This is a genomic window from Exiguobacterium marinum DSM 16307 (assembly GCF_000620845.1).
Lineage (GTDB): Bacteria > Bacillota > Bacilli > Exiguobacteriales > Exiguobacteriaceae > Exiguobacterium > Exiguobacterium marinum.
The window spans coordinates 1,128,388-1,152,334 of the sequence record NZ_KK211189.1; the positions used below are offsets into that span (position 1 = coordinate 1,128,388).

General features: G+C 48.0%; 29 protein-coding genes. 21 read left to right on the forward strand and 8 right to left on the reverse strand.

The features are described from left to right. Positions 1-3: 3 nt before the first annotated feature. From P400_RS15660 to P400_RS0106160, 8 genes are all read left to right on the forward strand, one after another. Complete coding sequence (locus P400_RS15660) at positions 4-174, forward strand: hypothetical protein (protein ID WP_161634147.1); 171 nt, start codon at positions 4-6, stop codon at positions 172-174. A gap of 73 nt (positions 175-247) precedes the next feature. After that, the gene (locus tag P400_RS0106130; protein WP_026825348.1) at positions 248-898 is read left to right on the forward strand and encodes an SIMPL domain-containing protein; all 651 of its coding nucleotides are present in this window, start codon (positions 248-250) and stop codon (positions 896-898) included. Continuing rightward, positions 895-1,335: a hypothetical protein gene (locus tag P400_RS0106135; RefSeq protein ID WP_026825349.1), complete on the forward strand. Its 441-nt coding sequence runs from the start codon at positions 895-897 to the stop codon at positions 1,333-1,335. Before P400_RS0106130 ends, P400_RS0106135 begins: the two co-directional genes overlap by 4 nt. 56 nt (positions 1,336-1,391) lie before the next feature. After that, a complete protein-coding gene (locus P400_RS0106140) occupies positions 1,392-1,859 on the forward strand; it encodes a flavodoxin family protein (protein ID WP_026825350.1) in 468 nt (155 codons plus the stop codon). A gap of 114 nt (positions 1,860-1,973) precedes the next feature. Next, the gene (locus P400_RS0106145) at positions 1,974-2,372 is read left to right on the forward strand and encodes a hypothetical protein (protein WP_026825351.1); all 399 of its coding nucleotides are present in this window, start codon (positions 1,974-1,976) and stop codon (positions 2,370-2,372) included. A gap of 86 nt (positions 2,373-2,458) precedes the next feature. After that, positions 2,459-3,571, forward strand: coding sequence for a M14 family metallopeptidase (locus tag P400_RS0106150; RefSeq protein WP_026825352.1), 1,113 nt, complete (start codon positions 2,459-2,461; stop codon positions 3,569-3,571). Positions 3,572-3,648: 77 nt separating this feature from the next. Next, positions 3,649-4,452, forward strand: coding sequence for an alpha/beta fold hydrolase (locus P400_RS0106155; protein ID WP_026825353.1), 804 nt, complete (start codon positions 3,649-3,651; stop codon positions 4,450-4,452). Between the two features lie 256 nt (positions 4,453-4,708). Beyond that, positions 4,709-5,137 (forward strand): CBS domain-containing protein, encoded by a 429-nt coding sequence (locus P400_RS0106160; protein WP_012727014.1) that lies wholly within the window; start codon positions 4,709-4,711, stop codon positions 5,135-5,137. Positions 5,138-5,174: 37 nt separating this feature from the next. Here the strand turns inward: P400_RS0106160 and P400_RS0106165 are convergent, their stop codons facing one another. Further along, positions 5,175-6,284 (reverse strand): low temperature requirement protein A, encoded by a 1,110-nt coding sequence (locus P400_RS0106165; RefSeq protein WP_026825354.1) that lies wholly within the window; start codon positions 6,282-6,284, stop codon positions 5,175-5,177. A gap of 316 nt (positions 6,285-6,600) precedes the next feature. Here P400_RS0106165 and P400_RS0106170 point away from each other — a divergent pair, with 316 nt between their 5' ends. The 3 genes from P400_RS0106170 to P400_RS14995 all read left to right on the forward strand — a co-directional run bounded on the left by P400_RS0106170 (position 6,601) and on the right by P400_RS14995 (position 9,196). Then, positions 6,601-7,104 (forward strand): cupin domain-containing protein, encoded by a 504-nt coding sequence (locus P400_RS0106170; protein ID WP_026825355.1) that lies wholly within the window; start codon positions 6,601-6,603, stop codon positions 7,102-7,104. After that, the gene (locus tag P400_RS0106175) at positions 7,101-7,994 is read left to right on the forward strand and encodes an aldo/keto reductase (RefSeq protein ID WP_026825356.1); all 894 of its coding nucleotides are present in this window, start codon (positions 7,101-7,103) and stop codon (positions 7,992-7,994) included. The genes P400_RS0106170 and P400_RS0106175 overlap by 4 nt, the downstream gene beginning before the upstream one ends. Positions 7,995-8,128: 134 nt before the next feature. Beyond that, positions 8,129-9,196 (forward strand): DUF389 domain-containing protein, encoded by a 1,068-nt coding sequence (locus tag P400_RS14995; protein WP_034770903.1) that lies wholly within the window; start codon positions 8,129-8,131, stop codon positions 9,194-9,196. 33 nt (positions 9,197-9,229) lie between these two features. Here the strand turns inward: P400_RS14995 and P400_RS0106185 are convergent, their stop codons facing one another. Further along, on the reverse strand, positions 9,230-10,924 hold the full coding sequence (locus tag P400_RS0106185; protein WP_026825357.1) for a M3 family oligoendopeptidase: 1,695 nt from the start codon (positions 10,922-10,924) through the stop codon (positions 9,230-9,232). Positions 10,925-11,132: 208 nt separating this feature from the next. Here P400_RS0106185 and P400_RS0106190 point away from each other — a divergent pair, with 208 nt between their 5' ends. Both P400_RS0106190 and P400_RS0106195 read left to right on the forward strand, forming a co-directional pair. Beyond that, positions 11,133-11,633 carry a PTS sugar transporter subunit IIA gene (locus tag P400_RS0106190; RefSeq protein ID WP_026825358.1) on the forward strand — a complete coding sequence of 167 codons (501 nt, stop codon included), beginning with the start codon at positions 11,133-11,135 and terminating at the stop codon, positions 11,631-11,633. A 94-nt stretch (positions 11,634-11,727) separates the two neighbouring features. Further along, positions 11,728-12,327, forward strand: coding sequence for a helix-turn-helix domain-containing protein (locus P400_RS0106195; RefSeq protein WP_026825359.1), 600 nt, complete (start codon positions 11,728-11,730; stop codon positions 12,325-12,327). Between the two features lie 70 nt (positions 12,328-12,397). Here P400_RS0106195 and P400_RS0106200 read toward each other — a convergent pair whose 3' ends face one another. The 3 genes from P400_RS0106200 to P400_RS0106210 form a co-directional block, all read right to left on the reverse strand. Then, entirely contained in the window at positions 12,398-12,823 is a 426-nt protein-coding gene (locus P400_RS0106200) for a hypothetical protein (RefSeq protein ID WP_026825360.1), read from the reverse strand. 64 nt (positions 12,824-12,887) lie between these two features. After that, positions 12,888-14,081 carry an ABC transporter permease gene (locus P400_RS0106205; RefSeq protein WP_026825361.1) on the reverse strand — a complete coding sequence of 398 codons (1,194 nt, stop codon included), beginning with the start codon at positions 14,079-14,081 and terminating at the stop codon, positions 12,888-12,890. Continuing rightward, positions 14,071-14,961, reverse strand: coding sequence for an ABC transporter ATP-binding protein (locus tag P400_RS0106210; RefSeq protein WP_026825362.1), 891 nt, complete (start codon positions 14,959-14,961; stop codon positions 14,071-14,073). The genes P400_RS0106205 and P400_RS0106210 overlap by 11 nt, the downstream gene beginning before the upstream one ends. Before the next feature lie 117 nt (positions 14,962-15,078). Between P400_RS0106210 and P400_RS0106215 the strand changes: the two genes are divergently transcribed. Together P400_RS0106215 and P400_RS0106220 are read left to right on the forward strand one after the other, a co-directional pair. Next, on the forward strand, positions 15,079-16,023 hold the full coding sequence (locus P400_RS0106215) for a VOC family protein (protein ID WP_026825363.1): 945 nt from the start codon (positions 15,079-15,081) through the stop codon (positions 16,021-16,023). Next, a complete protein-coding gene (locus P400_RS0106220; protein WP_026825364.1) occupies positions 16,020-16,619 on the forward strand; it encodes an alpha/beta hydrolase in 600 nt (199 codons plus the stop codon). The genes P400_RS0106215 and P400_RS0106220 overlap by 4 nt, the downstream gene beginning before the upstream one ends. Positions 16,620-16,624: 5 nt before the next feature. Here P400_RS0106220 and P400_RS0106225 read toward each other — a convergent pair whose 3' ends face one another. Then, positions 16,625-17,113, reverse strand: a complete 489-nt coding sequence (locus tag P400_RS0106225) for a hypothetical protein (RefSeq protein ID WP_026825365.1) — start codon at positions 17,111-17,113, stop codon at positions 16,625-16,627. 251 nt (positions 17,114-17,364) lie between these two features. Between P400_RS0106225 and P400_RS0106230 the strand changes: the two genes are divergently transcribed. From P400_RS0106230 to P400_RS0106255, 6 genes are all read left to right on the forward strand, one after another. Then, a complete protein-coding gene (locus P400_RS0106230; protein ID WP_026825366.1) occupies positions 17,365-17,919 on the forward strand; it encodes a hypothetical protein in 555 nt (184 codons plus the stop codon). Between the two features lie 18 nt (positions 17,920-17,937). Further along, positions 17,938-18,993, forward strand: a complete 1,056-nt coding sequence (locus tag P400_RS0106235) for an acyltransferase family protein (RefSeq protein ID WP_026825367.1) — start codon at positions 17,938-17,940, stop codon at positions 18,991-18,993. Between the two features lie 75 nt (positions 18,994-19,068). Beyond that, positions 19,069-19,404: an Asp23/Gls24 family envelope stress response protein gene (locus P400_RS0106240; RefSeq protein ID WP_026825368.1), complete on the forward strand. Its 336-nt coding sequence runs from the start codon at positions 19,069-19,071 to the stop codon at positions 19,402-19,404. A 200-nt stretch (positions 19,405-19,604) separates the two neighbouring features. After that, positions 19,605-20,270 (forward strand): beta-phosphoglucomutase, encoded by a 666-nt coding sequence (gene pgmB / locus P400_RS0106245; RefSeq protein WP_026825369.1) that lies wholly within the window; start codon positions 19,605-19,607, stop codon positions 20,268-20,270. A 217-nt stretch (positions 20,271-20,487) separates the two neighbouring features. Continuing rightward, the gene (locus P400_RS0106250) at positions 20,488-20,895 is read left to right on the forward strand and encodes a Rok-like winged helix domain-containing protein (protein WP_026825370.1); all 408 of its coding nucleotides are present in this window, start codon (positions 20,488-20,490) and stop codon (positions 20,893-20,895) included. A 123-nt stretch (positions 20,896-21,018) separates the two neighbouring features. Beyond that, a complete protein-coding gene (locus P400_RS0106255; RefSeq protein WP_026825371.1) occupies positions 21,019-22,071 on the forward strand; it encodes a glycosyltransferase family 4 protein in 1,053 nt (350 codons plus the stop codon). 41 nt (positions 22,072-22,112) lie between these two features. Here the strand turns inward: P400_RS0106255 and P400_RS0106260 are convergent, their stop codons facing one another. Beyond that, entirely contained in the window at positions 22,113-23,120 is a 1,008-nt protein-coding gene (locus tag P400_RS0106260) for an LCP family protein (RefSeq protein ID WP_026825372.1), read from the reverse strand. 41 nt (positions 23,121-23,161) lie between these two features. Next, on the reverse strand, positions 23,162-23,803 hold the full coding sequence (locus tag P400_RS0106265; protein WP_026825373.1) for a YigZ family protein: 642 nt from the start codon (positions 23,801-23,803) through the stop codon (positions 23,162-23,164). Positions 23,804-23,947 lie beyond the last annotated feature (144 nt).

Below are 23,947 nucleotides of genomic sequence, written 5' to 3' on the forward strand. Positions count from 1 at the left end.
AAGATGGATTCACCAGAATGGAAAGACTGTATCATTTGTTTTGGATTGATTGCGGGGACGACACTCGGTGTAATCCTCTCGTTCTTCTTCGGTGTTCAGTTGACGTACGGGATCGCGAGCGGAGCGATGCTAGGATATGTCGGAGGGCTTGTTGCATCGATTTGGAAAAAATGACTATTTTGTAAAAAGGGAAATCTGAAGTGTGTACCGAATTTCTGTATAACAAACGACAGAGGAGCGGATCAATATGGAACGGAAGATTACCGTTAAAGGGACAGGGAACGTCTCATCTCGACCGGATTTGATTGTGATTCACATGGACCTCGTCTCGAAAGCGCCACGATACGAAGATACGATGACCGAGGCAGCAAGTGCGGTGTCCCATCTTCAAAAAACCATCACGCGCGCGGGTTTTGACAAGACGGAACTCAAAACGAGTGACTTTTCTATCGATACGGAATATGAGAGCTATCGCGATCGAGATGAGAATTATCGGTCGCGGTTTGTCGGATACGTCTGTAAGCAGAAAACAAAGCTCGAATTTTCACTCGACACGTCCAAATTATCGAACGTCATCGAACAAATCAGTCAATCTCGCGCAAATCCGACACTCTCTATTCGTTTCACGATGAAAGATCCGAATGCGATCGAAGATCAGCTATTGGTGAGTGCTGCAGAGAATGTATTGAAACGAGCAGAACTTCTTGCGAAAGGAGCAGGCGCCGAACTCGGGGACTTGCTTCAAATTGACTATACGTGGGGGGAGATTCATCTGTTCTCGCCTACGAACGTCCTTTATAGCCAGGACATCGTCTATTCGGAATCACGGATGCCTGAACTTGAGCCAGATGACATTGATGTCAGTGATTCGGCGACATTCGTCTGGAGTTTGAAATGAGGCGACTGATTTTCTTGATTCTCCTTTCACTCTCGATTGCGGTGCCCGTATCTGCCCTTTCCTGGGCCTACACGTTTGTCGTGTTCGACCGAAACGCATATGAAGTGCTCGACACAACAATCGATGAGGGTTCGCTCGGTGACGTGATCGGTGAAGTGGGAACAACGGTCAACGACGAGACGGGACGATACTACGGGAATGCCTCGAACGGATATCCGATCGGGACAGCGTATCGTGAAGTCGACGGGGAGTCCGTGGAGAACGTCATCGCGGTCGAAGACGGCTCAGAATGGAAACGAGCGGAGTATCGATTCGAAGCACCGTACCATTCACGTGACTTTATCAAATTCTTCGGTTACAGCCTACTTGGAATGGGCATCATCATGATAAGTGCGACGCTCTTCAAGCGAAGTTCACTGTACAAAAAAGAAGAATGAACGAACGTGGAAATGGGAAGGGTGATAAAGAGAAGTTCGGTAAAGGGGGATTCACCATGAACATTTTGATTATTTTTGACTCACTATATGGTCATACAGAGAAGATTGCCCATGCGATGCAGGAAGAACTGTCAAAGGGACATGAAGCACGTATGGAACACGTATTGAATATCGGATTGGGAGATCTCGCGCACATTGATCTCGTTGTGATCGGTTCACCGACGCATGGAGGGTATGAAACCGAGGACATTAAAGTGTTTTTAGACGGAATCTCAGACAATGCCCTACGAGGGAAGCAGACGGCTGCGTTTGATACGAGTGTCGTCAAAGAAAAACAAAATCCGATTCTCGGTAAAATCATCGACTGGTTCGGTCATGCGGTAAACCGCGTCGAAGGGGAAATGATTGAAAAAGGCGCAACGAACGTTCAAAAAGAATCGTTCTTGGTTGATGGGGAGACGGAGATGTTGAAAGAAGGCGAACTCGAACGCGCGAAAGCGTGGGCGCGAGAGTTGGTGAATTAATTAGTGATACGCATTCCATTATCGGGATGCGTTTTTTTGATGGAATCGGACAAAAGATTTTGGAAAGCGGGTAAATATTAAGTATCTAAACCTACCGAAAAGGAGTTGGTTGTGATGAGAAAAATGGAACGTGATGTATTCGTCGGTTGGATTGTCGTCTTGTTAGTCATTTTGGTGCATTTCCTCATCACCATCTCTCTCGGAAATTCGTACTTTGCCGAGAGTTCGTTGAATCGAATGATGTGGCTCTCCAGTTTTCCGGCATTTTTGATTACCTTCGTTGCAGCTTTTTTTCAAAAAACGAACACGATGATGTTGGCGGTTCGTCGGGGATTGCTATGGACCATTGAGTTGATTGTCGCTATTACCGTTCTCGCTTGGGTGTTCCGTTCATTTGAAGGATTGTATGCGTATGCCGGTCTGTATTGGTTGTTCGGTGCCGTCCTGATTGCGCCTATTTTCTATCTGATGGCATTCCGCCGCCAACATTCGAAACGGATCCGGACACCTTGACAGTAGCGCTTCCTTCTGAAGGAAGCGTTTTTAGATTGCCGTAGGATGGGAATGGGTGTAGAGAGTATAGATTGGAGGAGAGTGTGATGAGCCAATATTTTTCATCATCCTATGAAGAATCACGAGAGAAATTTATGAATTTACTGTCTGAGGTGAAACGATTTTATCCGAAGGCAGAGCTGTTGACGCATTCGATTGGGGACGAAAGTATCGACGTCATTTTAGGGGAGCCGAAACGGGATCGTAAAACAATGCTCCTCATGACGATTGGAGAACATGGGATTGAAGGATATGCGGGTGCTGCGGTGACTCACCAATTCGTTCGGACGCAACTCTCACATGTACGACATGAGACGACCGGCATTTGTCTCATCCATGCCGTCAATCCGTGGGGAATGAAACACTTCCGGCGGGTCAATGAGCACAATGTTGACTTGAATCGAAATTACGTCATCGACCGTGAATCGATTCCGTACAACGTCAATCGTGAATATGAACTGATGCGCCATTTATTCGTTCCGGATGGGGTGATTGACGACTACCATGAAGCAAGGGAACAGATTTATTCATTCCTCGGTTCTGGAATCAAACTCGACGGATTCAAAGCGATGAGTGGGGCGAAAGGAATGGGGCAGTACCAATTCCCGAAAGGTGTCTATTATGGAGGAGATAAAGACGAGTCGTCAGCCACCTTCTTGAAAGGAATTCAACATGATTTGCTTGAACGCTACGGGAAAGTGGTGCATATGGACTGGCATACGGCACTCGGACCAACGAATGAGGTCACGATGGTCATCAGTAGGCGAGACGGACGAACTGAAGAAGAACTGAAACAGGCGTACGGTATCGACAACGTCAACGTGTATGATCCGGATAAGGTACTCGGAGACTCGACCAATCATTTTTACTATGTACGCGACACGGAATATCCGGACAAACAGCTCGTCTCGGCACTGTTTGAATTCGGTACGTTCGGGACTTCAACGAAAGCCTCCATTCGTGAATTTCTCACGATTATCTTAGAAAACCGGCTGTACTTTGAAGGGACGAAAGACCCTGAAGCACGTAACGGGATTCAAAATGAGTTCATGGCAATGTTTTATCCGGATGATCCGATCTGGCGGGAAGCCGTGTTGCGGGAAGGTGCGACAGCTATCGAAGGCTGTTTAAAAGGAGAGTCACTTTGGCGTGACGCATAGTAGGGTTTTTTGGAGTCGGAAACGGGAACAAGAAAGTTGTGAGTGTTTACGCTTAACATTGAAATAGTGGAGGGTTGATGATGGGATACATTACAGCACACGATGGCACGAATTTATATGTCGAAGACGTCGGTTCTGGGGAACCGATTGTTTTCTTACACGGTTGGCCAGCGAACAACAACATGTTCGAGTATCAGAAAAATGCACTCGTGGAGGCAGGATATCGCTATATCGGGATTGACTTCAGAGGATACGGGAAGTCCGATGCCCCGGCAACGGGATATGATTATGAAACGATGGCGTCGGACGTGCACATGGTTGTTTACGGACTTGGCCTGAAAGATTTCACGCTCGTCGGGTTCTCGATGGGCGGGGCGATTGCGGTCCGATATGCGGCAGATTATAAAGAGGACGGTCTCAAAAAGTTAGTATTAGCTGGAGCCGCGGCGCCAATTTTCACACAACGTTCAGACTATCCATATGGAATGACGACCGATGAAGTCGATGCCTTGATTGAGGATACTCGAGCGGACCGACCGAAGATGCTTGGAGGATTCGGGGAAATCTTCTTCGAGAAAGAACATTCGAAACCGATGCAAAACTGGTTCCACCACCTTGCGCTCGTCGCATCGAGCCATGGTACGATCGCCTCAGCACAGGCGTTACGTGACGAAGATCTACGCGATGCCCTGCCGAAGATTGATGTCGAAACGTTGATTATCCATGGGGTACATGACAAAATCTGTCCGTTCGCGTTCGCTGAACAGATGGAACAAGGCATTCCGAACGCACGAATCGAACGTTTCGAAGAGAGCGGACATGGTACCGTGCTCGACGAACGAGAGAAATTTAACGATACGCTACTACAGTTTGTTCAATAATTTTTGGCCTCCTAATGGGGGCCTTTTGTATGTTTCGTTGGATAAGAAGCAACTAAAAAGGGTATAAATCAATTGGAGTTCCTTTCCAATTCTTTTGAATCACCGAGATATCGCTGTGACAAGAATCACGATGTTTTTTTGCGTCGTTATGGAGAAAGGGGGATAAAAATACGACGGGATTGTTCGATTAGTTCAACCTGTCCTACCATTCATGGTACAATAACGGGGTGGATTAACAGATTGAGGAGAGATTTAAATGAACATCGCTTTCTTTTTATATCCGAAAGAAGACGTCAAATATTTGGACCCCGAATCAACGGTACGACAAGCGCTTGAAAAGATGAAACATCATCGATTCACGTCTGTCCCACTCGTTTCGGAGAACGGTTTTTATGCCGGGACGATGACAGAGGGGGATTTACTTTGGGCACTTGCAGAACAACTTCGCGGGGAAGAAGACTATGAAAAAGTGCTCCGGACACGTCTAAAAGATATCAAACAACGCGTTCGTTATAAGCCGGTCTCGATTACGGCGCAAATTGAAGAACTCGTCGATGCGATCACGGACCAAAACTTCGTGCCTGTCGTCGATGACGGAAAATATTTCATCGGCATCATCCGACGCCGTGACATCATCGAGTATTACTCGACAAAGTTGAAACAACTCGAGAATGAAGTCCGATAATAAACAAGCCAGAACCGACTCGCGGTTCTGGCTTGTTTTACGTTTCTTCCCGCTTTGTTTTTAAGAACGGGAGTGGGACGATGATTGAAATGTAGTAAATAAACGTGATGACGAGCAACAAGATGATTGCCGGTAAATAAGGGCCAATCAGTGGAATGACGAGCAGGACCGCAAGAAACGCGAGTCGCTTCCAAGATAGATTGAAAAATAGTCGATTGAAGTAAATGACACCATATCCAAACAGGACGATGGCGACATACAGCGTGATACGATGTGCCGAATCGAGTGTCTGCATCGGATCGTGTATGATTGCAATCTTCACGACGGCGAGTAAAATGATGCCGAGAAACATCGAGAGGTGTGACCAATAGAATCCGGCCTTAGCTGTCTGATCTCGTTTATCCGTGTGCATGTCATAGAATCGATTTTCTCGTTTTTCATCGTCTTTCACATAGGAGTACCAGAGTAGAACGGTTAGGGTGAGTGCTAGAATCATCGTCAAGACGACATCGGACGTTAAATCCTCATCAATCGCGGCTCGACCGGTCGAAGCAATCGTTTCACCAAGGGCAATGACCAAGATGAGATAATGACGCTCAAGGAAGTGCCAGGATGACACTTCGAATTGACCTCTGTTTTTTTGTACGAGGGGTCCCAATACCGCCACAATCGCGACAATTCCCCATACAATCAGGCGCACATTGCCCTCGAACAGCGAAGCGACAAGGATGATGATGCTAAACGAGATATTATATGGAACGATGGCGAGCATAGCCTTTTTCGTATCGTCATTACTGTGAAGCAAGAACAATGTTGAATGTACTGCGACGATCACTAAAAAACCAAGTCCAAAAATAAATCCATCTTGATTGTATGCATTTGGGATCGCAACGGAAATCAACATGAAGCCAATCATTCCGAGCGTCATGAAGATTTGATGATTTCTTCTTGTCAGTTTGGTTGTATTCGTCAACCAAATATACCCTTCAAAGATATACCAAATGAGAGCCATGAGAACGAGAACCTCTAAAAACGTATGAATAGTGAGATGACGTTCAAGTTTTAAGGTGAGTTGTATGAACGTAAAAACAAATACTAAATCAAAAAACAGTTCGATTTTTTCTACCTTTTCATGATGAGGGGGCATAGGAGAACTCCTTTTTCATAGATTCATTGTTATTTACCCGTCTGCTTCCCGAAAACACCCTTCGTTTTTAAAATGAAGGTGGAAATCAATCCAATAATGAGAATTCACATATTGATTAGAATGGTAGGGACTAAAAGTGTCCATGAAAAAACAAAGGGACTTAAAAACAATCCGGTTGAAGTGATGCTAGATCATTGGTTGTAGGTAGCAAGTCTCATCATGTGCACTTGAATAGCAATCACGGTCATCCACTACAGGTAACCGTTTTTTGTATGGAGAAGTCGGGTAAATGGACAGAGACAAGGAGGGAGTTAGGATGGACTTAGTGACCTTTATGTTTACAGATGACGGTTCCATTCCGAATCATCCGGATTATCCGGCGCTCTTGTATCGCGGTGTCTTTGATGACCCGAGCGGCATGCGAGAGACGTTCGCCCATAACGAATGGACGAACAGTTGGGTGAACGGGGTGTTCGACTATCATCACTATCACAGCAACACGCACGAAGTGTTGGGCGTCATACAAGGTGAAGCGACCCTTCAACTCGGAGGAACGAACGGGGACCTCGTCCGCGTCAGTACGGGTGATGTCCTCATCTTGCCAGCAGGGACGGGACACCGCCGAATCGAGGCGAGCACAGACTTCCAAGTCGTCGGGGCATATCCGGACGGTCGCGACTATGACACGCTGACCGGGAAGACGGAAGAACGACCGGACAGCTTGAAGCGAATCGAACGAGTTGAGAAACCGACATTTGACCCTGTCTTCGGGACGACGGGTCCGTTACATGAAGCGTGGACAAAGGAGGAAATATCATGAATCAACGACTTCCACACTCTTTATTACTTGCAGCATTAAAGCAAAACGTCGTCGAATTGAAAGACGGACGGGAGATGCGTACACTTGGACAAGGCACGTGGCGTATGGGGGAAGAGGCATCGAAGCACGACGCTGAGGTCGAAGCGCTCCGAACGGGGCTCGACTGTGGGCTCCATGTCATCGACACGGCAGAGATGTACGGAGAAGGTGAATCCGAGCAGTTAGTCGGTGAAGCCATTCAAGACCGACGCGAGGACGTTTTCCTCGTCTCGAAGGTGTATCCGTACAATGCGTATGGCGACAAACTCGTCAAAGCATGCGATGCGTCACTCAAACGACTCGGGACGGATTATCTCGATCTTTACTTACTTCACTGGCGAGGCGACGCCCCGCTTGAGGAAACGATTGCCGGGATGGAGCAACTCAAGGCAGACGGCAAGATTCGGGCATGGGGTGTCTCGAACTTTGACGTCGAGGATATGAAAGAGCTTCTCGCATTACCGAACGGTGACCATTGTGCGGTCAACCAAGTACTCTATCATCTCGGTAGCAGAGGGATTGAATATGACTTGCTTCCTTACATGAAGGAACAAGGCATCCCGGTCATGGCGTACGCCCCGCTCGCTGAAGGAAGTGACGTGAAAAAAGACGTCTTCGAAAATGAGACGGTCAATCGAATCGCGGAGGTGTATAGTGCCTCGGTCGCGCAAATTTTACTTGCCTGGACGATTCGGAGCGGACATGTGATTGCGATCCCGAAAGCGGGACAGACCGAGCACGTCGAAGAGAATGCCGCAGCGCTCTTGCTCGATTTGAGTGAGGAAGATTTCGCGGCGCTCGATGAAGCTTTCCCACCACCGACGACAAAACAACCGTTAGATGTCATTTAATGATGTGAACTGGACCGATCAATGGTCCAGTTTTTCTTTTGTCGAAATCGATTGTCACGCACATGTTGCGGGTAAATAAATGAAGGACTTGCTTGTGTAGAGGAGACTGATACGACAAGGGAGCTGAAAACAGAATGGAACAGACGTTTACCGCGGAAGAGTTCAAAGAGAAGATGTACTCGAATTTGAAAGTGCGGCCGAGTGATTCGGTTATTTTGATGTGCTCGATTTTTATCGCGTCTATCGGATTAAACATGAACTCGATCCCCATCATTATCGGGGCGATGTTGATTTCACCTCTCATGACGCCGATTTTAAGTATCGGTCTTGCCCTCTCACTTTATGATATGAAACTGCTACGGGCAGGGATACGTCTGCTTCTCGTTCAAGTCGCGGTCAGTCTGACGGTCGCTACAATCTATTTCGCGATTTCTCCCATCACGTATGCGAGTAATGAAATCATCGCACGGACCGAACCGACGATTTGGGATGTCATCATCGCATTTGCCGGAGGGACTGCAGGGATTATCGGGGCGCAAAAGAAAATGAGCAACAATATCGTCCCGGGTGTCGCTATTGCGACAGCGCTTATGCCCCCGCTTTGTACGGTCGGGTATTCGATTGCGACACGTAACCTTGATTATTTAATTGGTTCGAGCTATCTCTTTATCATCAACTGTTCGTTTATCGCGATCGCCACGTTCATCGGGGTCAAGTTCATGGGCATTTCACAGGAATTGACCAAGCAGGATGTGAACCATAAAAAGGTTAATCGTCTTTTGATCGGACTGTCTGTTCTAATCGTCCTGCCGAGTATTGCTTCCGCGACCACACTCGTACAAGACAGCATCATCCGGACCGGGATCAACAATTTCATCGAAGAAGAGTTTTCAGACGCCATTATCATCAGTCAGGACTACCAGGAAGATGATGATTTGCTTCTCGTGACGACGACCGGAAAACGGTTGACCGAAGAGGAGCTTGCCGAAATCGAATCGCGCCTGCCGGACTACGGGCTTCGCACTATTGAACTCTCGGTGACGCAAGTGCCAGATTTGAACGGGTTGTCCGGAGAGAAGGTGGCCGAGCTGCTTCAAAAATATTTAGAAAGCCGCCTGCAACAGTTCAACTTGTTCGACAGCCGTCAAATCGATTTGGAGGACTTGCCGTTCGAACTGCAGAACGAAGTCAACCCAAACTAAAAGACCATCGATTGTTTTCGATGGTCTTACTCGTTAGTTCGCGAGCGGATGTTTCAAGAGATAGTCTTCGATTTGATCGATCGTTTCTTTTAACACACCGTCTGCGAATGGAGACTTGAGACCAGCCAGTTCGACGAGTTCGAGGAACGAACGGCTGCCGCCTGCCTGACAAAGTGTGAGGTAATCGCTCCAAGCCGCTTCGCGGTCTTCATGCATGCGTACCCAGAATCGGAACGCACACACTTGCGCGAGCGTGTAGTCGATATAATAGAACGGGCTCTGGAAGATGTGACCTTGTTGGTGCCACCATGCGCCCGACTCGAGATAGTCGTTCGTCTCATAATCGCGGTGCGGGAGATAGACCTTCTCTAAATCGCGCCATGCTTGACGACGCTCGGCTGCTGTCATCTCCGGGTTGCGGTAAACGACGTGTTGGAACTCATCGACGAGCACGCCGTATGGAAGGAACGTCATGCTGCCGGCCAAGTGGTTAAACTTGTACTTATCCACTTGGTCGCCGAAGAAGAGCTCCATCCATGGCCAACAGAAGAACTCCATCGACATCGAATGGATCTCACACGCCTCGTACGTCGGAAAGGCGTATTCCGGAGTCGTCAAATGACGGCTCTCATACACTTGGAAGGCGTGACCGACTTCATGCGTGAGGACGTCGATATCCCCGGCAGTTCCATTGAAGTTTGAGAAGATGAACGGAAGTCCTTCAGACGGTAAGTATGTGCAATAGCCACCGCCAGATTTACCTGGTTTCGCCGTCAAATCGAGGGCGCCGCGTTCCTGCATGTATTGGAAGAACTCGTCTGTCTCATTTGAGAGCTCACGGTACATCTTGTTCCCACCTTCGATGATGAACGACTCGTCCCCTTGCGGCGTCGCGTTACCGTCCGGGAAGACGAACGACTCATCGTAGTAATAGAGGTGGTCGACACCGATTCGTTTCGCCTGTTTTTCTTTCAAAGCGGAAGCGAGCGGGACGATGACGTCACGAACTTGCTTGCGGAAGTTGTCGACCATCGACTCGTCATATCCGACACGTTGCATACGCGCATAGCCGAGCTCGACGAACGACGGGAAGCCAAGCGCGTGAGCGATTTCTGTACGCACACGTACAAGTTCGCCGTAAATGCGGTCGAGCTCGTCGCCGTTGTCTGAGAGGTATGTATAACGGGCGACGGATGCTCCTTTTCGGACATCGCGGTCTGGTGACTGAAGATACGGACCGAACTGTGACAGGTTGAGCGTCTTGCCGTCAAATTCGATCTGTGCCGCCGACATGACTTTTTGATAGGTCGTCGCGAGACGGTTCTCTTCTTGCAGTTTCGGGATGTGCGACTCCTCGAACGTCTCGAGCGCACGCTCGGCGAGAGAAAATAATTGACTGCCCCATTCGGCTTCGAGTTCAGTGCGAAGCTCGTGGTTCGTCAAGACACGGTAGTACACTTGGATTTCTTTCTCGTAGACGGGAAGTGCATCGTCAAAGAAAGATTGTTCTTCCTCATAAAAAGTATCGCGTGTATCGACCGAGTGTCGGATCGCGACGAGTTGACTTTGTGTTTCAAAGTCGTTACGTTCCTTGTTGATTTGGCAAATGAGTTCGTTCGCTTCTTCGAGTGTACTCGCTTGCTGTAATTCGGCAGAATAGTCCGACAATCTGCTGTTCAGAGCGTCCAAGTCGGGTCGTTCATATGACAATTTTGTGAAAGTCGTCATTGTAAGCGCCTCCATCGTGTGAAATTTTTACAAAGTGTAAAAAGGGCTTGCAAAAGCGATTGCACACTCGTATTCTTACGATGTGTAAAACGATTTCGCACTACCTTATTACCACTATACCGTTTATAAGGTAGGGATTGAAGTTTTAGCTTTTCGGGTATAAAAGGTAAGACTTCGATTCAATAGAACATGTTGGAGGGATTAAGCTATGGGATTCTTTAAAAAACTATTTGGTGGTAAAGAAGAACAACTCAACGCGGTTTCACCGCTTACAGGAAAGGTCATCGACATCACGAACGTACCGGACCAAGTATTCTCGCAAAAAATGATGGGTGACGGAATCGCAATCGAGCCGACAGAAGGTAAAGTCGTCTCACCGGTTAGCGGAACAATCGCAACAGTATTTCCGACGAAACACGCAATCGGTATCAATGCGGACAACGGTGCGGAGTACTTGATTCACATCGGTCTTGATACGGTAAACCTTAAAGGCGAAGGCTTCGAGACGCACGTCACAGAAGGACAATCTGTCAAAGCAGGTGACCCGCTCGTCACGTTCGACCTCGACTTCATCAAAGCGAACGCTCCATCAACAATTACGCCGGTCATCATCACGAACCATGACAGCTTCGGCGTGAACAAACTTGTCGCAGAAGGCGATACAGTGACAGCTGGATCTTCAGAAGTCGTAGAATTGACTAAGAAATAAGAAAGCGATTGATCATCACTCGGGAGCTCATGCTTCCGAGTATTTTTTTGTGAATACGGGAATTATAATAAAAGAGAGGAAAGGGGGAAATGAGATGGATGGAAAAAATGCACCGTACCGAGGGTATGGGGACCGGATTCGAATATTGCGAGAGCGGGCCGGGTTGTCGATTGAAACGCTTGCGGAACGAATCGGCGTGGCACCTTACTTTATTCGTCGCACTGAACTGAGTGAAGTGTATCCGACCATGCCTTACATAGAGGCGCTCGCAGAAACTTTACAGATTGATTCGAATTATTTGGCTCGTCACATTTGGACGGGCGAGTCGCTCAAAGTGTTAATGCGGGGAAAAGTGCCGGAACTTGAACAGATGAAGCTCGCCTATGAAGAGGCGATGCACGGCAAGTCCGTCGAAGAGATGCAACGGCAGCTCGAGGAGCGGATGCGCATCTTTGACTTGATGCATGAAGAAGAGTTGCAGCGCCTCTTCGAAGAAGACGAAGAGCCGACGTCTCACCATGCGCTTGAGGCACTAGTTGATGCGGTACTCGACCTTGGACGTTCTCATGATTCGATGCGCCACATCGTCCCATTCGCCAGATATGTAGAGCGACTCGTTCCCGAACAATTCTCGGACAACTCGTTCCAATACGCAGAGTACGGTGTCGTGGACAAATCCTATAAATTGCAATGATCGGTAGGACATCTACAATTTTTGTGGCAACTAAAAAAGTGACCAGGACATTCCTGGTCACTTTTATGCATCAGCGCATCGGACGCGCTTCGTAGCGTACTTTCGGACGTGTGCCGGCTAGTAAGAAACCGAGCACGATATTCAAGATTGTGAGCACCCATCCGACGTAACCGAATGTGTAGGCAAGACTCGCCAGCATCGTCTGCCAGTCGAGCAATGCTGCTGCGTCCCCGCGGAATGTGAAGCGGATGACGGTGAAGCCAATGAGTGTCGTTGCAGTAATCATGATGCCGATCCATGCGCCACCGAAGCGGGACGTCTGTGAACGTCTGCTGACCGGATACCAAAACGCGAGCGTACCGATGAACGTACTGCCTGCATACGCAAGCAGAATTTGCCATAACGCATCCGCGTCTAAGAAAACGGTGTAACAGATGAACGTCGTGAGCGTCGTCATAAACGTAAAGATTAAGGCTGCGAGTAATCGTGATCGCATAGTTCGTTTTCCTCCTCATTTTGCACATTCTTTAGAGTAAACGAAAACGAATTTGCTGTAAACGTTATTGACGATTTTGTAATATTTGTCTCCATTGTTTAATGGCGTTCGTACCGTAGAACAAGACACCGCCACGATAGAATTTCGAGCCGATCCACAATGTGACGCCGATTGTTCCAACCAGTAATCCGATGGAAAGCGCCACTTCCCAAACCGCCACATCGACGAGCATGACCCGAAGGAACATGAGCATCGGTGTGAAGAATGGGACGAACGAGAGGATTGTCACGATCGTCGCATCCGGATTGTTCAAACCGAACATTGCGACGAGGAATGCCGCGACGAGGAGCATGATGACCGGCATGACCATCTGTTGTGACTCTTCGACTCGACTGACGAGTGAACCGAGGACGGCGAAAAGCGATGCGTATAACAAGTACCCGAGCAAGAAAAATACGAGTAAATAGATGACGGCCCGTGCGTTCCCGGCGTTCTCGATGACGGTTGATGCCAGCTCACTGCCACTCGCACTCACATAACCGAATCCGAGGAAGATCCCGATTTGGATGAGGGCGAGCGTCCCGATGGCCGTCACTTTCGCAAGCATATGCGTGACCGGATGGGTCGTCGAGATGATGAGCTCCATAACACGTGACGACTTCTCTGTCGTCACCTCTGTCGCAATCATCGACCCATACGTGATGATGGAAATATAAAGGAGCATCAACATGACGTAGACGAGTGCAGAGGACGAGAGGAGCTCATCCGAGTTTTCTCCACCGCGTCCGAGGTACGACTCGTCGAGTTGGATCGGTTCGTTGAGAGAAGCTATGACCGCGGGATCGACATCGGATGACTCAATTAGCTCCGCATTTCGCAACTGTTGCAACGACGTTTGCAAGAGGGCGGTGAATTCCTGCTCCGGACGTTCAGAGATGACGCGGGCATCATATCCGTCAACAAAGGCGACGACACCGTATTCTCCGTCATTAATACCGGCACGAGCCTCTTCCTCGGTGATGTCACTCGTGGCAACATCTTCATAGCCGAGGGACTGCATCGTATCGACGAGTTCCGTGTTCTCCGAAACGACGAGAGCGCTCGCCTGCTCGGAGTCCTCAAACGTAGACATGATGCGGTCGATGTTCGTGAACGCGAAAATGAACAGGATCGTCAACGCCGTCGAGATGAGGAATGCCTTCGAACGGACTCTAGATTTGAGTGTGAACGCATAGAGCGGTCCAAAATTATGAAACATGCTGTCCGACCTCCTTAATAAAGATGTCATTGAGCGATACCGGCTGACGCATGAATGTCTTCACATTCGCCTGATGGCGGACGAGTGTCGACAGGACGGCGTCGCTGTCTTCGAATGAATGCAGACGAACTAAGTGACCGGACTTGTATGGTTCGATCGCTTCGACGACAGGAAGCGATTCAAGTACTTGAATCTGGTCTGTTTCGATGAAAAGGGCCGGCTCAGCGTAGCGTGACTTGATGGTCGGAACGTCGCCGCTCACGACGGCACGTCCGCCTTTTAAGATGCCGACATGTTGACACAGTTCTTCGACATGCTCCATTCGATGGCTCGAGAAGACGATGGTCGTCCCGGCGTCACGCAATGCGAGCACCTCACGTTTCAGTATCTCGACGTTGACCGGGTCAAGTCCGCTGAACGGTTCGTCTAAGATGACGAGTTCAGGGTTATGGAGCAGGGCGGCCACGAGCTGAATCTTCTGCTGATTCCCTTTTGAGAGTTGTTCAACGCGCATCGTCTCATACTGGGGAATCTCGAGGCGTTCAAGCCACGACTTGACCGCACGTTTAGCCTCACTTCCACGCATGCCTTTTAAGCTAGCGAGAAAGACGAGCTGTTCGCGCACTTGTGACTTCGGATATAATCCTCGTTCTTCGGGCAAATAGCCGACGATGCGGTGGTCGACCGCTTTGCCGTTCCACGTGATATTTCCATCGGTCGGCTTCAAGATGTCGAGAATCATGCGGAACGTCGTCGTCTTGCCGGCACCGTTCGCACCAAGCAATCCAAACATTTCACCTTGTGGGACACGAAAGGTGAGATCGTCGACTGCTGTATAGTCACCGAACTCTTTCGTGACTCGTTCGATATGTAATGCCATGTTCATCTACCTCCTTAAGATGTCTCTTCTCTTATCGTACGCCACTATGAGCAAAAAGTTTCACTTTTTCTGGTCAATGATTTATCTTGAAATCAAGATAATAAAAGGAGGATGACAATGAACACGCAGTCTACAGGGATCCATCACATCTCATCGATGGTACAAGACCCGCAACGCACGCTTGATTTTTATGGAGAAGTCCTCGGTCTCCGCTTCGTGAAACAGACCGTCAACTTTGATGATCCAGGCACGTATCATCTCTATTTTGGGGATGAGGTCGGCACGCCTGGTACGGTCATCACGTTCTTCCCAATCTCAGGGTTAGGGAAAGGGCAGGTCGGGAGCGGACAGGTCGGTGTGACGGCCTATCTCGTGCCGGCAGGAAGTTTACCGTTCTGGGAAGAAAGATTACAACAACACGGGATTGCGACCGTCGCCACAGAACGGTTTGATGAGGCGTCTCTGTTGTTCGAGGACCCGGATGGACTCGTCGTCGAACTCGTCGCAAGACCAAGCTCGAAACAGACACGTTGGGTCGTCGAAGGAATCACAAAGGATGAGGCGATCGTCGGATTCGCCGGCGCGACGTTATTGTCAAAGGATCCGGATGAGACCGTTCGTCTGTTGATCGAACTGTTAGGTTTTGAACGGGTCGCAGAAGATGAGGAATGGGTCCGTCTGATCGGGTCAGCCGATTACGCGAACGTCATCGATGTGAAGAAGACGATTTTATCGAACGGGGTCCCAGGGACGGGAACGGTTCACCACATCGCTTGGCGCGTTGCGGACGGTGAACAGTATCCGACATGGCAAGATGCGATCTTTGACCTTGGGCTAAGACCGACCGAGGTGAAGGAACGTAACTATTTCCGCTCCGTCTATTTCCATGATGCCGGACGCATCCTGCACGAACTTGCAACGGACGTACCTGGATTCACTGTGGACGAGTCGATCGATTCACTCGGTGAGACGCTTCGTTTGCCATCATGGCTAGAAGAAAAACGGGACCACATCTCTCGTACATTGCCAACCATTAAACTACCGAAAGGAGAACGAATATGATTCATCAATTCATTCAAGGAACGAAAGAGACGACGCTCGTCTTGTTGCACGGAACAGGAGGAAGCGAGCAAGATTTGATCCCACTCGCGAAAGAATTGTCGACCGAGGCGAACATCTTGACGCTTCGAGGAGATGTCATTGAAAACGGGATGTCCCGTTTCTTCCGTCGTCACGCAGAAGGGGTGCTCGACTTAGAAGATTTAAAGAAGCAAACAGAGCGCTTCTTAAGCTTTTTGGACGAGGCAGCGACAAAATATGGGATTGACCGGGACAAGATGATTCCAATCGGCTATTCAAATGGAGCGAACTTGATTGGCTCGGCACTTTACCGAGCCCCGGCGTTTACCGCATCTCTTTTGTTCCATCCGATGGTATCGGACCGCTCGTTGACGCTCCCCGACTTGACAGGGAGGAACGTATTCATCTCAGCGGGAGAGCGTGACCCGATTTGTCCGAAGGCAGAAACAGAAGAGCTGACAACGACGCTCCGTAGCGCGGGAGCAGACGTCGAGCTCTTCTATCACTCGGGTGGACATGAACTTCGCATGGAAGAAGTCGAGGCGGCACGGACGTGGATTGCCACTTACCTCGACTAAGTCGTTCAAGCCATTTTTTTCGGTTTGTTCGGACGAGAGTAGACGACGAGGACACCTCGGTCAATCAAATAGGCGGCGAATAAACGTTTCGCTTCCTCAGCACGTACGGTTCGGTCGATTTGGATATACAATCGGCCGAGCTTTTTTTGTGAAGTGCGCGTGAGTAGCCAAATCGAGTCGAGCGTATACTGCCAAGTTTGGAGTGTGTCACCGCCGATGTATAAGTAGCGGTTTTGAGTGCGCTCAAGCAAATAATTGAGCCACCAGACGTCACGGACCAATTTGGCACAGACGCCGAGCACGAACGTGATCCCGAGGAAAGCCATGCTAGACAATACAGGATGAATGGCAGAGAACCCATTACGGACCGATTCAAAGGCGACAATGAGTAAGCCGACGGAAAAGATGCTGACGAACCACCAGAACCCGAAATTAGAGAATGAACGTTTCGGATCGTGTACCATATGATGTCGATTCCGGATGATCGAAGCCATTCTCTCCACCTCCTTTATTAGAATATTCTGAATATTTAGTAACACCACTATACTATACTGTACCCAATCCCGTCTATTTGAATACGCATAGAACATGTTGAATCTTGAGGTTTTTTTGACGTTTCGGCTTGCATTCAGCGAATTGTGGGAATGATGACAGTGAAGACATGAAAATTTTGTTGAAACGTAATTTCACTCTGCGTGGGAATCGATTATGATAGGTAAGGGAAATTTTGATGAGGTGATATGAAGTGAAGAAGATGAAGGTCGGAGAACTGAGAAATGAGTTGAAATCATTTACTCAAGAGGAACTGATTGAACTCGTCGTCAGTCTTTATAAACAACACGCCGAGGTGAAGACGACGTTGAATGGTTATTTCATCGAAGAATTTGAAGGGGATGTCATGAATCAGCTCAGACGTGACATCGTAAGTTTAGGAGAACGTGCCTCATACGGTTCAAACAATTTGACACTCCTAAAGAAAGGGGCTGCCATCGTCAAACAGGCAGAATATTTCAAGGAACCAGCCTTCACGGAAGGCGTACGGATTTTTTATTTGATTTATTTTAGCCCTTACGTTGAACAGATGGGTGAGTTGCTAAAGGTGAGTGCCCCGAAAGAGCTCGAAGTCTATTTCAAAGAGTTTGATAAGCTACTTAAGCGAATGAAGGAAGATCCTTATACGCTCTATTTAATAAAAGATCAAGTTGATGAGTTGCTCAATGAGATCCCGATTCATGAACGTGAACAAATCCTTGCATTTTGGGAGCGTCAAAAAGCATGGGCAAAAGAAAATATCGATTAGAGAACTAGAGGGAATGTTATGAGAAATTATTGGTATGACAATATTAAAGGTGTGCTCGTCCTGCTCGTCGTGTTCGGCCACTTATTGACCGATGTTCGCGGTGTTTACGATGACATCCTTCCAAAGTGGGTATATCTGTTCTTATATACGTTCCACATGCCGCTATTCATCATGCTCAGCGGTTACTTTTATCGAGAGAACCGTTATTTGCGTGTGATCCAGTTGTTCGTCGTCTATGTTATTTGGCAAGTCATTCTAGGGTCATGGTTCGCCTTCACAGAAGGGATTTCCATATTCTCGCTCGAGAATCCAGGACTGAATCTCTTGAAACCGTACTGGGCGCTCTGGTATTTGATGGCAATTATCTTCTGGTACATTATTACTCCGTACGTGACACAATTGAAAGGATACGTGTTGTACGCACTCTTGTTTGCGCTTCTTTTCGGATTTCAAGCCGAGGCGACGGGCTACTTCGCATTAAGGAAAGTCATCATGTTCTATCCGTTCTTTTTAATCGGCAACTGGATGTCCGAACGAAATACGCTCAACTTCTTTGAATTGCCGAAACGGGCAGAGCAACGGAACCGTTACCGGATTGGTGGGGCAATCGTATTTTTCACGCTTACGGTCGGGCTCTTGATCTCAATGCGTGTCCAACAATCCGATACGTTCTATCATATCGGGAATTTGTTCAAGTTCCGTTTCGCTTATGACACGGCCGTGCCTGAAGCGATGTGGGGTGGACCGTTCGCCTTTTTGATCGTCTACACGGTATCGTTACTCATGTCAATCAGTTTCGCACTCATCATTCCTGGTCGAAGACTCCCGATTTTCTCGCGTGCCGGACGATATAGCTTGTACGTGTATCTCGTTCACGTGTTCTTTGTTGTCGCTTGGAAAGCGTTCGTACCGGCAGGATTCATGCCGACATCTTGGCAACAATTACTCGTCTTGTTTGGAGTCGCTTTCGTGATGGTCCTTGTAATTATCAGTCCGCCGATGGTCCGTCTCTTGCGTCCCCTCGTCGAAATCGACGTGAAGCGGATACAGAATACGAAAGGTTTAAAAGGGTAAAGTCTTTTCTAAATGCTTCATTTCCGCTACACTTTATAGAGAAGAAACGAAATTAGAGTTAAGGAAGTGACCCTTATGCCGTATGAAAATGGAATGCACAGCACAGAAGGCGACGTGAACGTATCGCGTCACGTCGTTGAAATGATTGCCGCAGTCGCAGTTAAAGAAACGAAACACGTATCTTTCACACAAGAAGATACGAAGTTGTCAGAGCGTTCGCTCATGAAGCATGTGAAAGTGGACGAGTCAGAAGAAGGTATCACCATCAACTTGTCGCTTTATATCGCCTACGGGCAATCGATCATTAAGACGGTGACATCGGTTCAAGAGCGCATCACACAGGACATGGACACGATGCTTGCGATGACACCACGTTCCGTCAACGTGAAAGTCGTCGGGATTCAGCTGTAATCAGGAGAGGGGAGCCTTGAAGCTCTCCTCTTTTTTGATTTTTGCGAAATCGGTTGCATCAAGAGAACGTTTTCATTTATAATAGAAATCGAACAAGTGCAACCGTTTGCATCATTGACCAAACGTGCAACGGGTACTTGTCAAGTTCCCTAAATGTAGTCTGACGACACAAGCATTTGAAGGAAAGGCGGAAAGCAAGTATGTCAACGATTGAAGCAGTGATTTTCGATTTAGATGGTGTCATTACTGACACGGCAGAGTACCATTACCTCGCTTGGAAGCAACTCGGAGAAGAGCTCGGAATTCCTTTTGACCGCGAATTCAACGAAACACTCAAAGGAGTGAGTCGGACCGAGTCGCTTGAGCGGATCCTTACGCTCGGCGGGAAACAGGACGATTTTACACCGGAAGAGAAGGACGGACTCGCACAAAAGAAAAACGAGCATTACGTTGAACTCATTCAACATATCTCATCAGACGATCTTCTTCCTGGCATTGTTTCATTCCTCGATGAAATTAAAGAGGCGGGACTTAAAATCGGAATGGCTTCAGCTTCAAAGAACGCATTTGCGGTCGTTGACGCACTAGGTGTCCGTCATTACTTCGATCATATTGTCGATGCAGCAACTGTCGCCCAGTCGAAACCACACCCCGAAGTGTTTTTGAAGGCCGCTTCTGCCCTTGGCGTGAAACCCGAACTCGCCATTGGCGTTGAAGATGCGGCTGCCGGCGTAACTGCAATCAAAGCGGCAAATATGTTTGCTGTCGCCGTTGGAGAAGAATCGATGCTTGGTCATGCAGACCTCATCGTTACCTCTACTGACGAACTTTCACTCGAACGCATTCTCGAACGTGTTCACGTGTAAATGACTACAATCATCTTCCGTGAGACGGCGACTGCCCCGAACAGTCGCCGTCTTTTTTGAGTCAAAAGTCCTAAATAGACAATTTTGCCCAAAAAGTGATGACAAACACATTACAAATCCGTTACACTTTTATAGAAGATATAGAGGGATTATTAGGAATTCTTGATTTAAAATAGGGAATTTCTCATTATAATTGGATGTAGAAGGGGATTTGTGTATGGAATCTACGAATGTCAACGAGCATATTTATCGAGAATTGATGGAAATCGAAGAATCATATCGTCAGTTACAGCGACGTGCTGAATATTTGATTGCAGAATTGAGTCGAGAACGAGAAGAAAAAGACTCAACGTCTGATGCGTCTAAACGCCTACGACCACGACGTGTCAATCAACGATATCCTCTTGAAGTATATGTTCATCAAGTAACCGACCTTTTAAAGGAACGTCAAACGATGAGCGTGCGTGATATTCAGATGGAGCTTGAACTTCGCTACCGTCATCACATCAGCAATATTTACCAATTGATGGTGAAAATTGAAGGCGTGAATCCAGAGATCAAAAAGATCGGGCGCGGTCTTTATACATACGAACCAAAAGAAGAAGTTGCCGCGACACTTTCATAATGTACAGCCGATGGGGCACGCCCCATCGGCTTTTGTTGTAAACGGACTGATATCAAACCATCGATTCAAAATATGATATAATTCGCCAGAGTCTTATTTTTTTGAGAGAGGAACTGTCGGCCCATGTTATGGATTGCCATGTTGGTCAGTTTTGTGATGGCCATCTTGATTACACCGCTCGTTCGCCGATTCGCATTTTTTATAGGTGCGGTCGATCATCCGAACGCACGAAAAGTACATTTACGGACGATGCCACGTATCGGTGGTCTCGCGATTTTTATCGCATTCTTCATCGGCTATGCCTTGTTACTTCCGACAAGCCGCTATAACGACGCCATCTTGATCGGGGCCGTTGTCATTCTCCTTACAGGACTGATTGATGACCGGTTCCAGTTGTCGGCTCGCGTGAAGCTGATGGGGCAAATGATTGCGACGGTCATCGTCTTGAACTCGGGGATGCGCATCGAACTCGTCAATCTTCCGTTTGATCAGCAACTATATCTCGGGTCATGGAGTATTCCGGTCACGGTCCTTTGGTTGATTGGGATCACCAATGCGATCAACTTGATCGATGGGCTCGATGGGCTCGCCGCAGGTGTGTCGAGCATCGCCCTCGGAACGATTGCTGTATTGGCAATCATTCAAGGGAACGTCTACTTGACGATGATGGCATTGCTGCTACTTGCAAGTACGCTCGGTTTTCTCGTCCACAACTTTTATCCGGCAAAGATTTTTATGGGAGATACGGGAGCCTTATTTCTCGGATATATGCTTGCTGTCTTCTCGCTCATCGGTTTTAAGAACGTAACCTTGTTCTCACTCGTCGTCCCGGTCTTGTTACTTGGGTTACCCATCTCGGATACGATTTTTGCGATTGTACGTCGACTCGTCCAAGGTCGACCGCCGATGTCACCGGATAAATCACATATGCACCACCAGTTGATCGACATGGGCTTCACGACACGTCAAGCTGTCTTGCTCATGTACGGAATGACCTTATTCTTTGGGATCTCGTCAATCTTGTTTGCCAAGACAACGATGCTTGGCGCCGTCATCACATTTATCGTAGTCTTGATTGTCATCGAATTGATTGTTGAATCGACAGAATTAATTCATCCCAATTATAAACCGATTATCCGCACGTCACGGCGACTACTTGGTCGCTCGAGAACATAAAACAACCATGAGTGGTCGCTTAGCGATACTCATGGTTGTTTTTAGTACGTCGTTGTCTCAGTCATGGAGTCGTCTGTTTCATCTGTTTCCGGTTCGTCTGCGGTGACAGGCATCCCCAGTTCGGTTTGGAGGAGGGCTTGTGCATCACGAAGGTCGGTGGGGTCGAGTTCATAATAATAGACACCGTTCAACGTCAAGTCGGTCCCTTCAAGCGTTTCACGATTGAAAGACTTGAGAGATTTTACATAAGGTTGGAGTTGCGAGGCTTCCGATAATGACATATTCGTTCGGATGTTCTCGCCGACTGCGTTCATGATCCGGTTCAACTTCGTGAAAGAGTTGATTGTCGTCGCCTCGTTGATGATGGCCTCAATCACTTGTTGCTGTCGACCTGCTCGGCCGATGTCACCGGCAGGATCTTGTTTTCGCATACGAGCGTATGCGAGTGCCTCTTTTCCGTTTAGGACTTGGACGCCCGGTTCTAACTCGACGTTTCCGGTCGCTTGTCCTGAAATCGGTATGAGTACGTCGATTTCAACACCGCCGACCGCATCGACCAAATCTTCGATGCCATCGAAGTTGATGGTCGCATAGTAGTCGATTGGGATGTCGAGCAAGTTCTCGACGGTCGAAATCGTCGCGTCGATACCACCGTAAGCGTAAGCGTGGTTAATCTTGTCTTTAAAAGGGTCGTTGTCGTCGATGATGATATCGACGTACGAGTCGCGAGGGATACTGACGAGCGTCACTTGGCGCGACTCTTTGTTGAACGTCGCCACCATCAAGGAGTCACTTCGTCCTTCCTCGAGCGAGGCGCCGCCATCGACCCCTGCTAGTAGGACGGAGAAGTGGTCTTTCGTCAAGTCGATGGTTTCTTCACGACGCTCTGACTTGTCGCCGCGCTCCAACTCCTTGTTCGTATTTTCGGCGGTTTCATTCGCTTTGAAGACAAAATACCCGAAAGCGGAACCACCGATTAGCAATACGACACCCAACACGATGAGGACGACTTTCCAAGGTGATTTTTTCTTGCGTGGGGGTGTGTCCATGTTGTTTCCTCATTTCAGTTGTTTCTTTTAGTATAGGTGTTTCAACGTTTGAAATCACGTTCGATGATGCGTTTATCGTTGGTTTGTAGCTTACCTTGACCATTTGTTATATCCGTCATCCAAGCGAGCGCCTTATCTGTCTCTTCCACGGGTACTGAGACATGAAACGTGACCAGGTCGGCGTAGACGATGTCATCGAGCAAGTATGTGGACTGTCTCAACTCATGTTCGACTTTGCCGATCCATGTATAGTCGACAGTGAGTGTCAATTGTTGCATCTGCAAGCGCTCGACGATTCCGATCACGTCTAACCCTTCGCTAACGGTCCCACCATACGCCCGAATGAGACCGCCACCGCCTAACTTTATTCCGCCAAAGTATCGCGTGACGACGACGACTGTGTCTTTTAGATGTCGTTTACGCAATACTTCGAGCATCGGCAAGCCCGCTGTACCGCTCGGTTCACCATCGTCATTTGCTTTTTGATGCTCGTTCCTTTCACCGATGATGTAAGCTGAACAATTGTGGTTCGCATTCCAATGCTCTTTTTTGATGCTTTGAATGAACGCTTGGGCCTCTTCTTCGGATTCGACACGTTTGAAGTGAGCGATAAATTTTGATTTTTGAATAAGGACTTCGTATGTTCCACTTTGTTTTATAGTATAATTTGACTCAGTAGACATTTCTGAAAATTCTCCTTTCTATTTTTAAATATTTTTTTTAGAATTCAAGTAGGCACATACGCTTTACATAGCGAATGGGTTTATAGAAGATCTATCATTACCGCTGTAAACCTGATTTCAAACGACGATATATAAGGATAGATG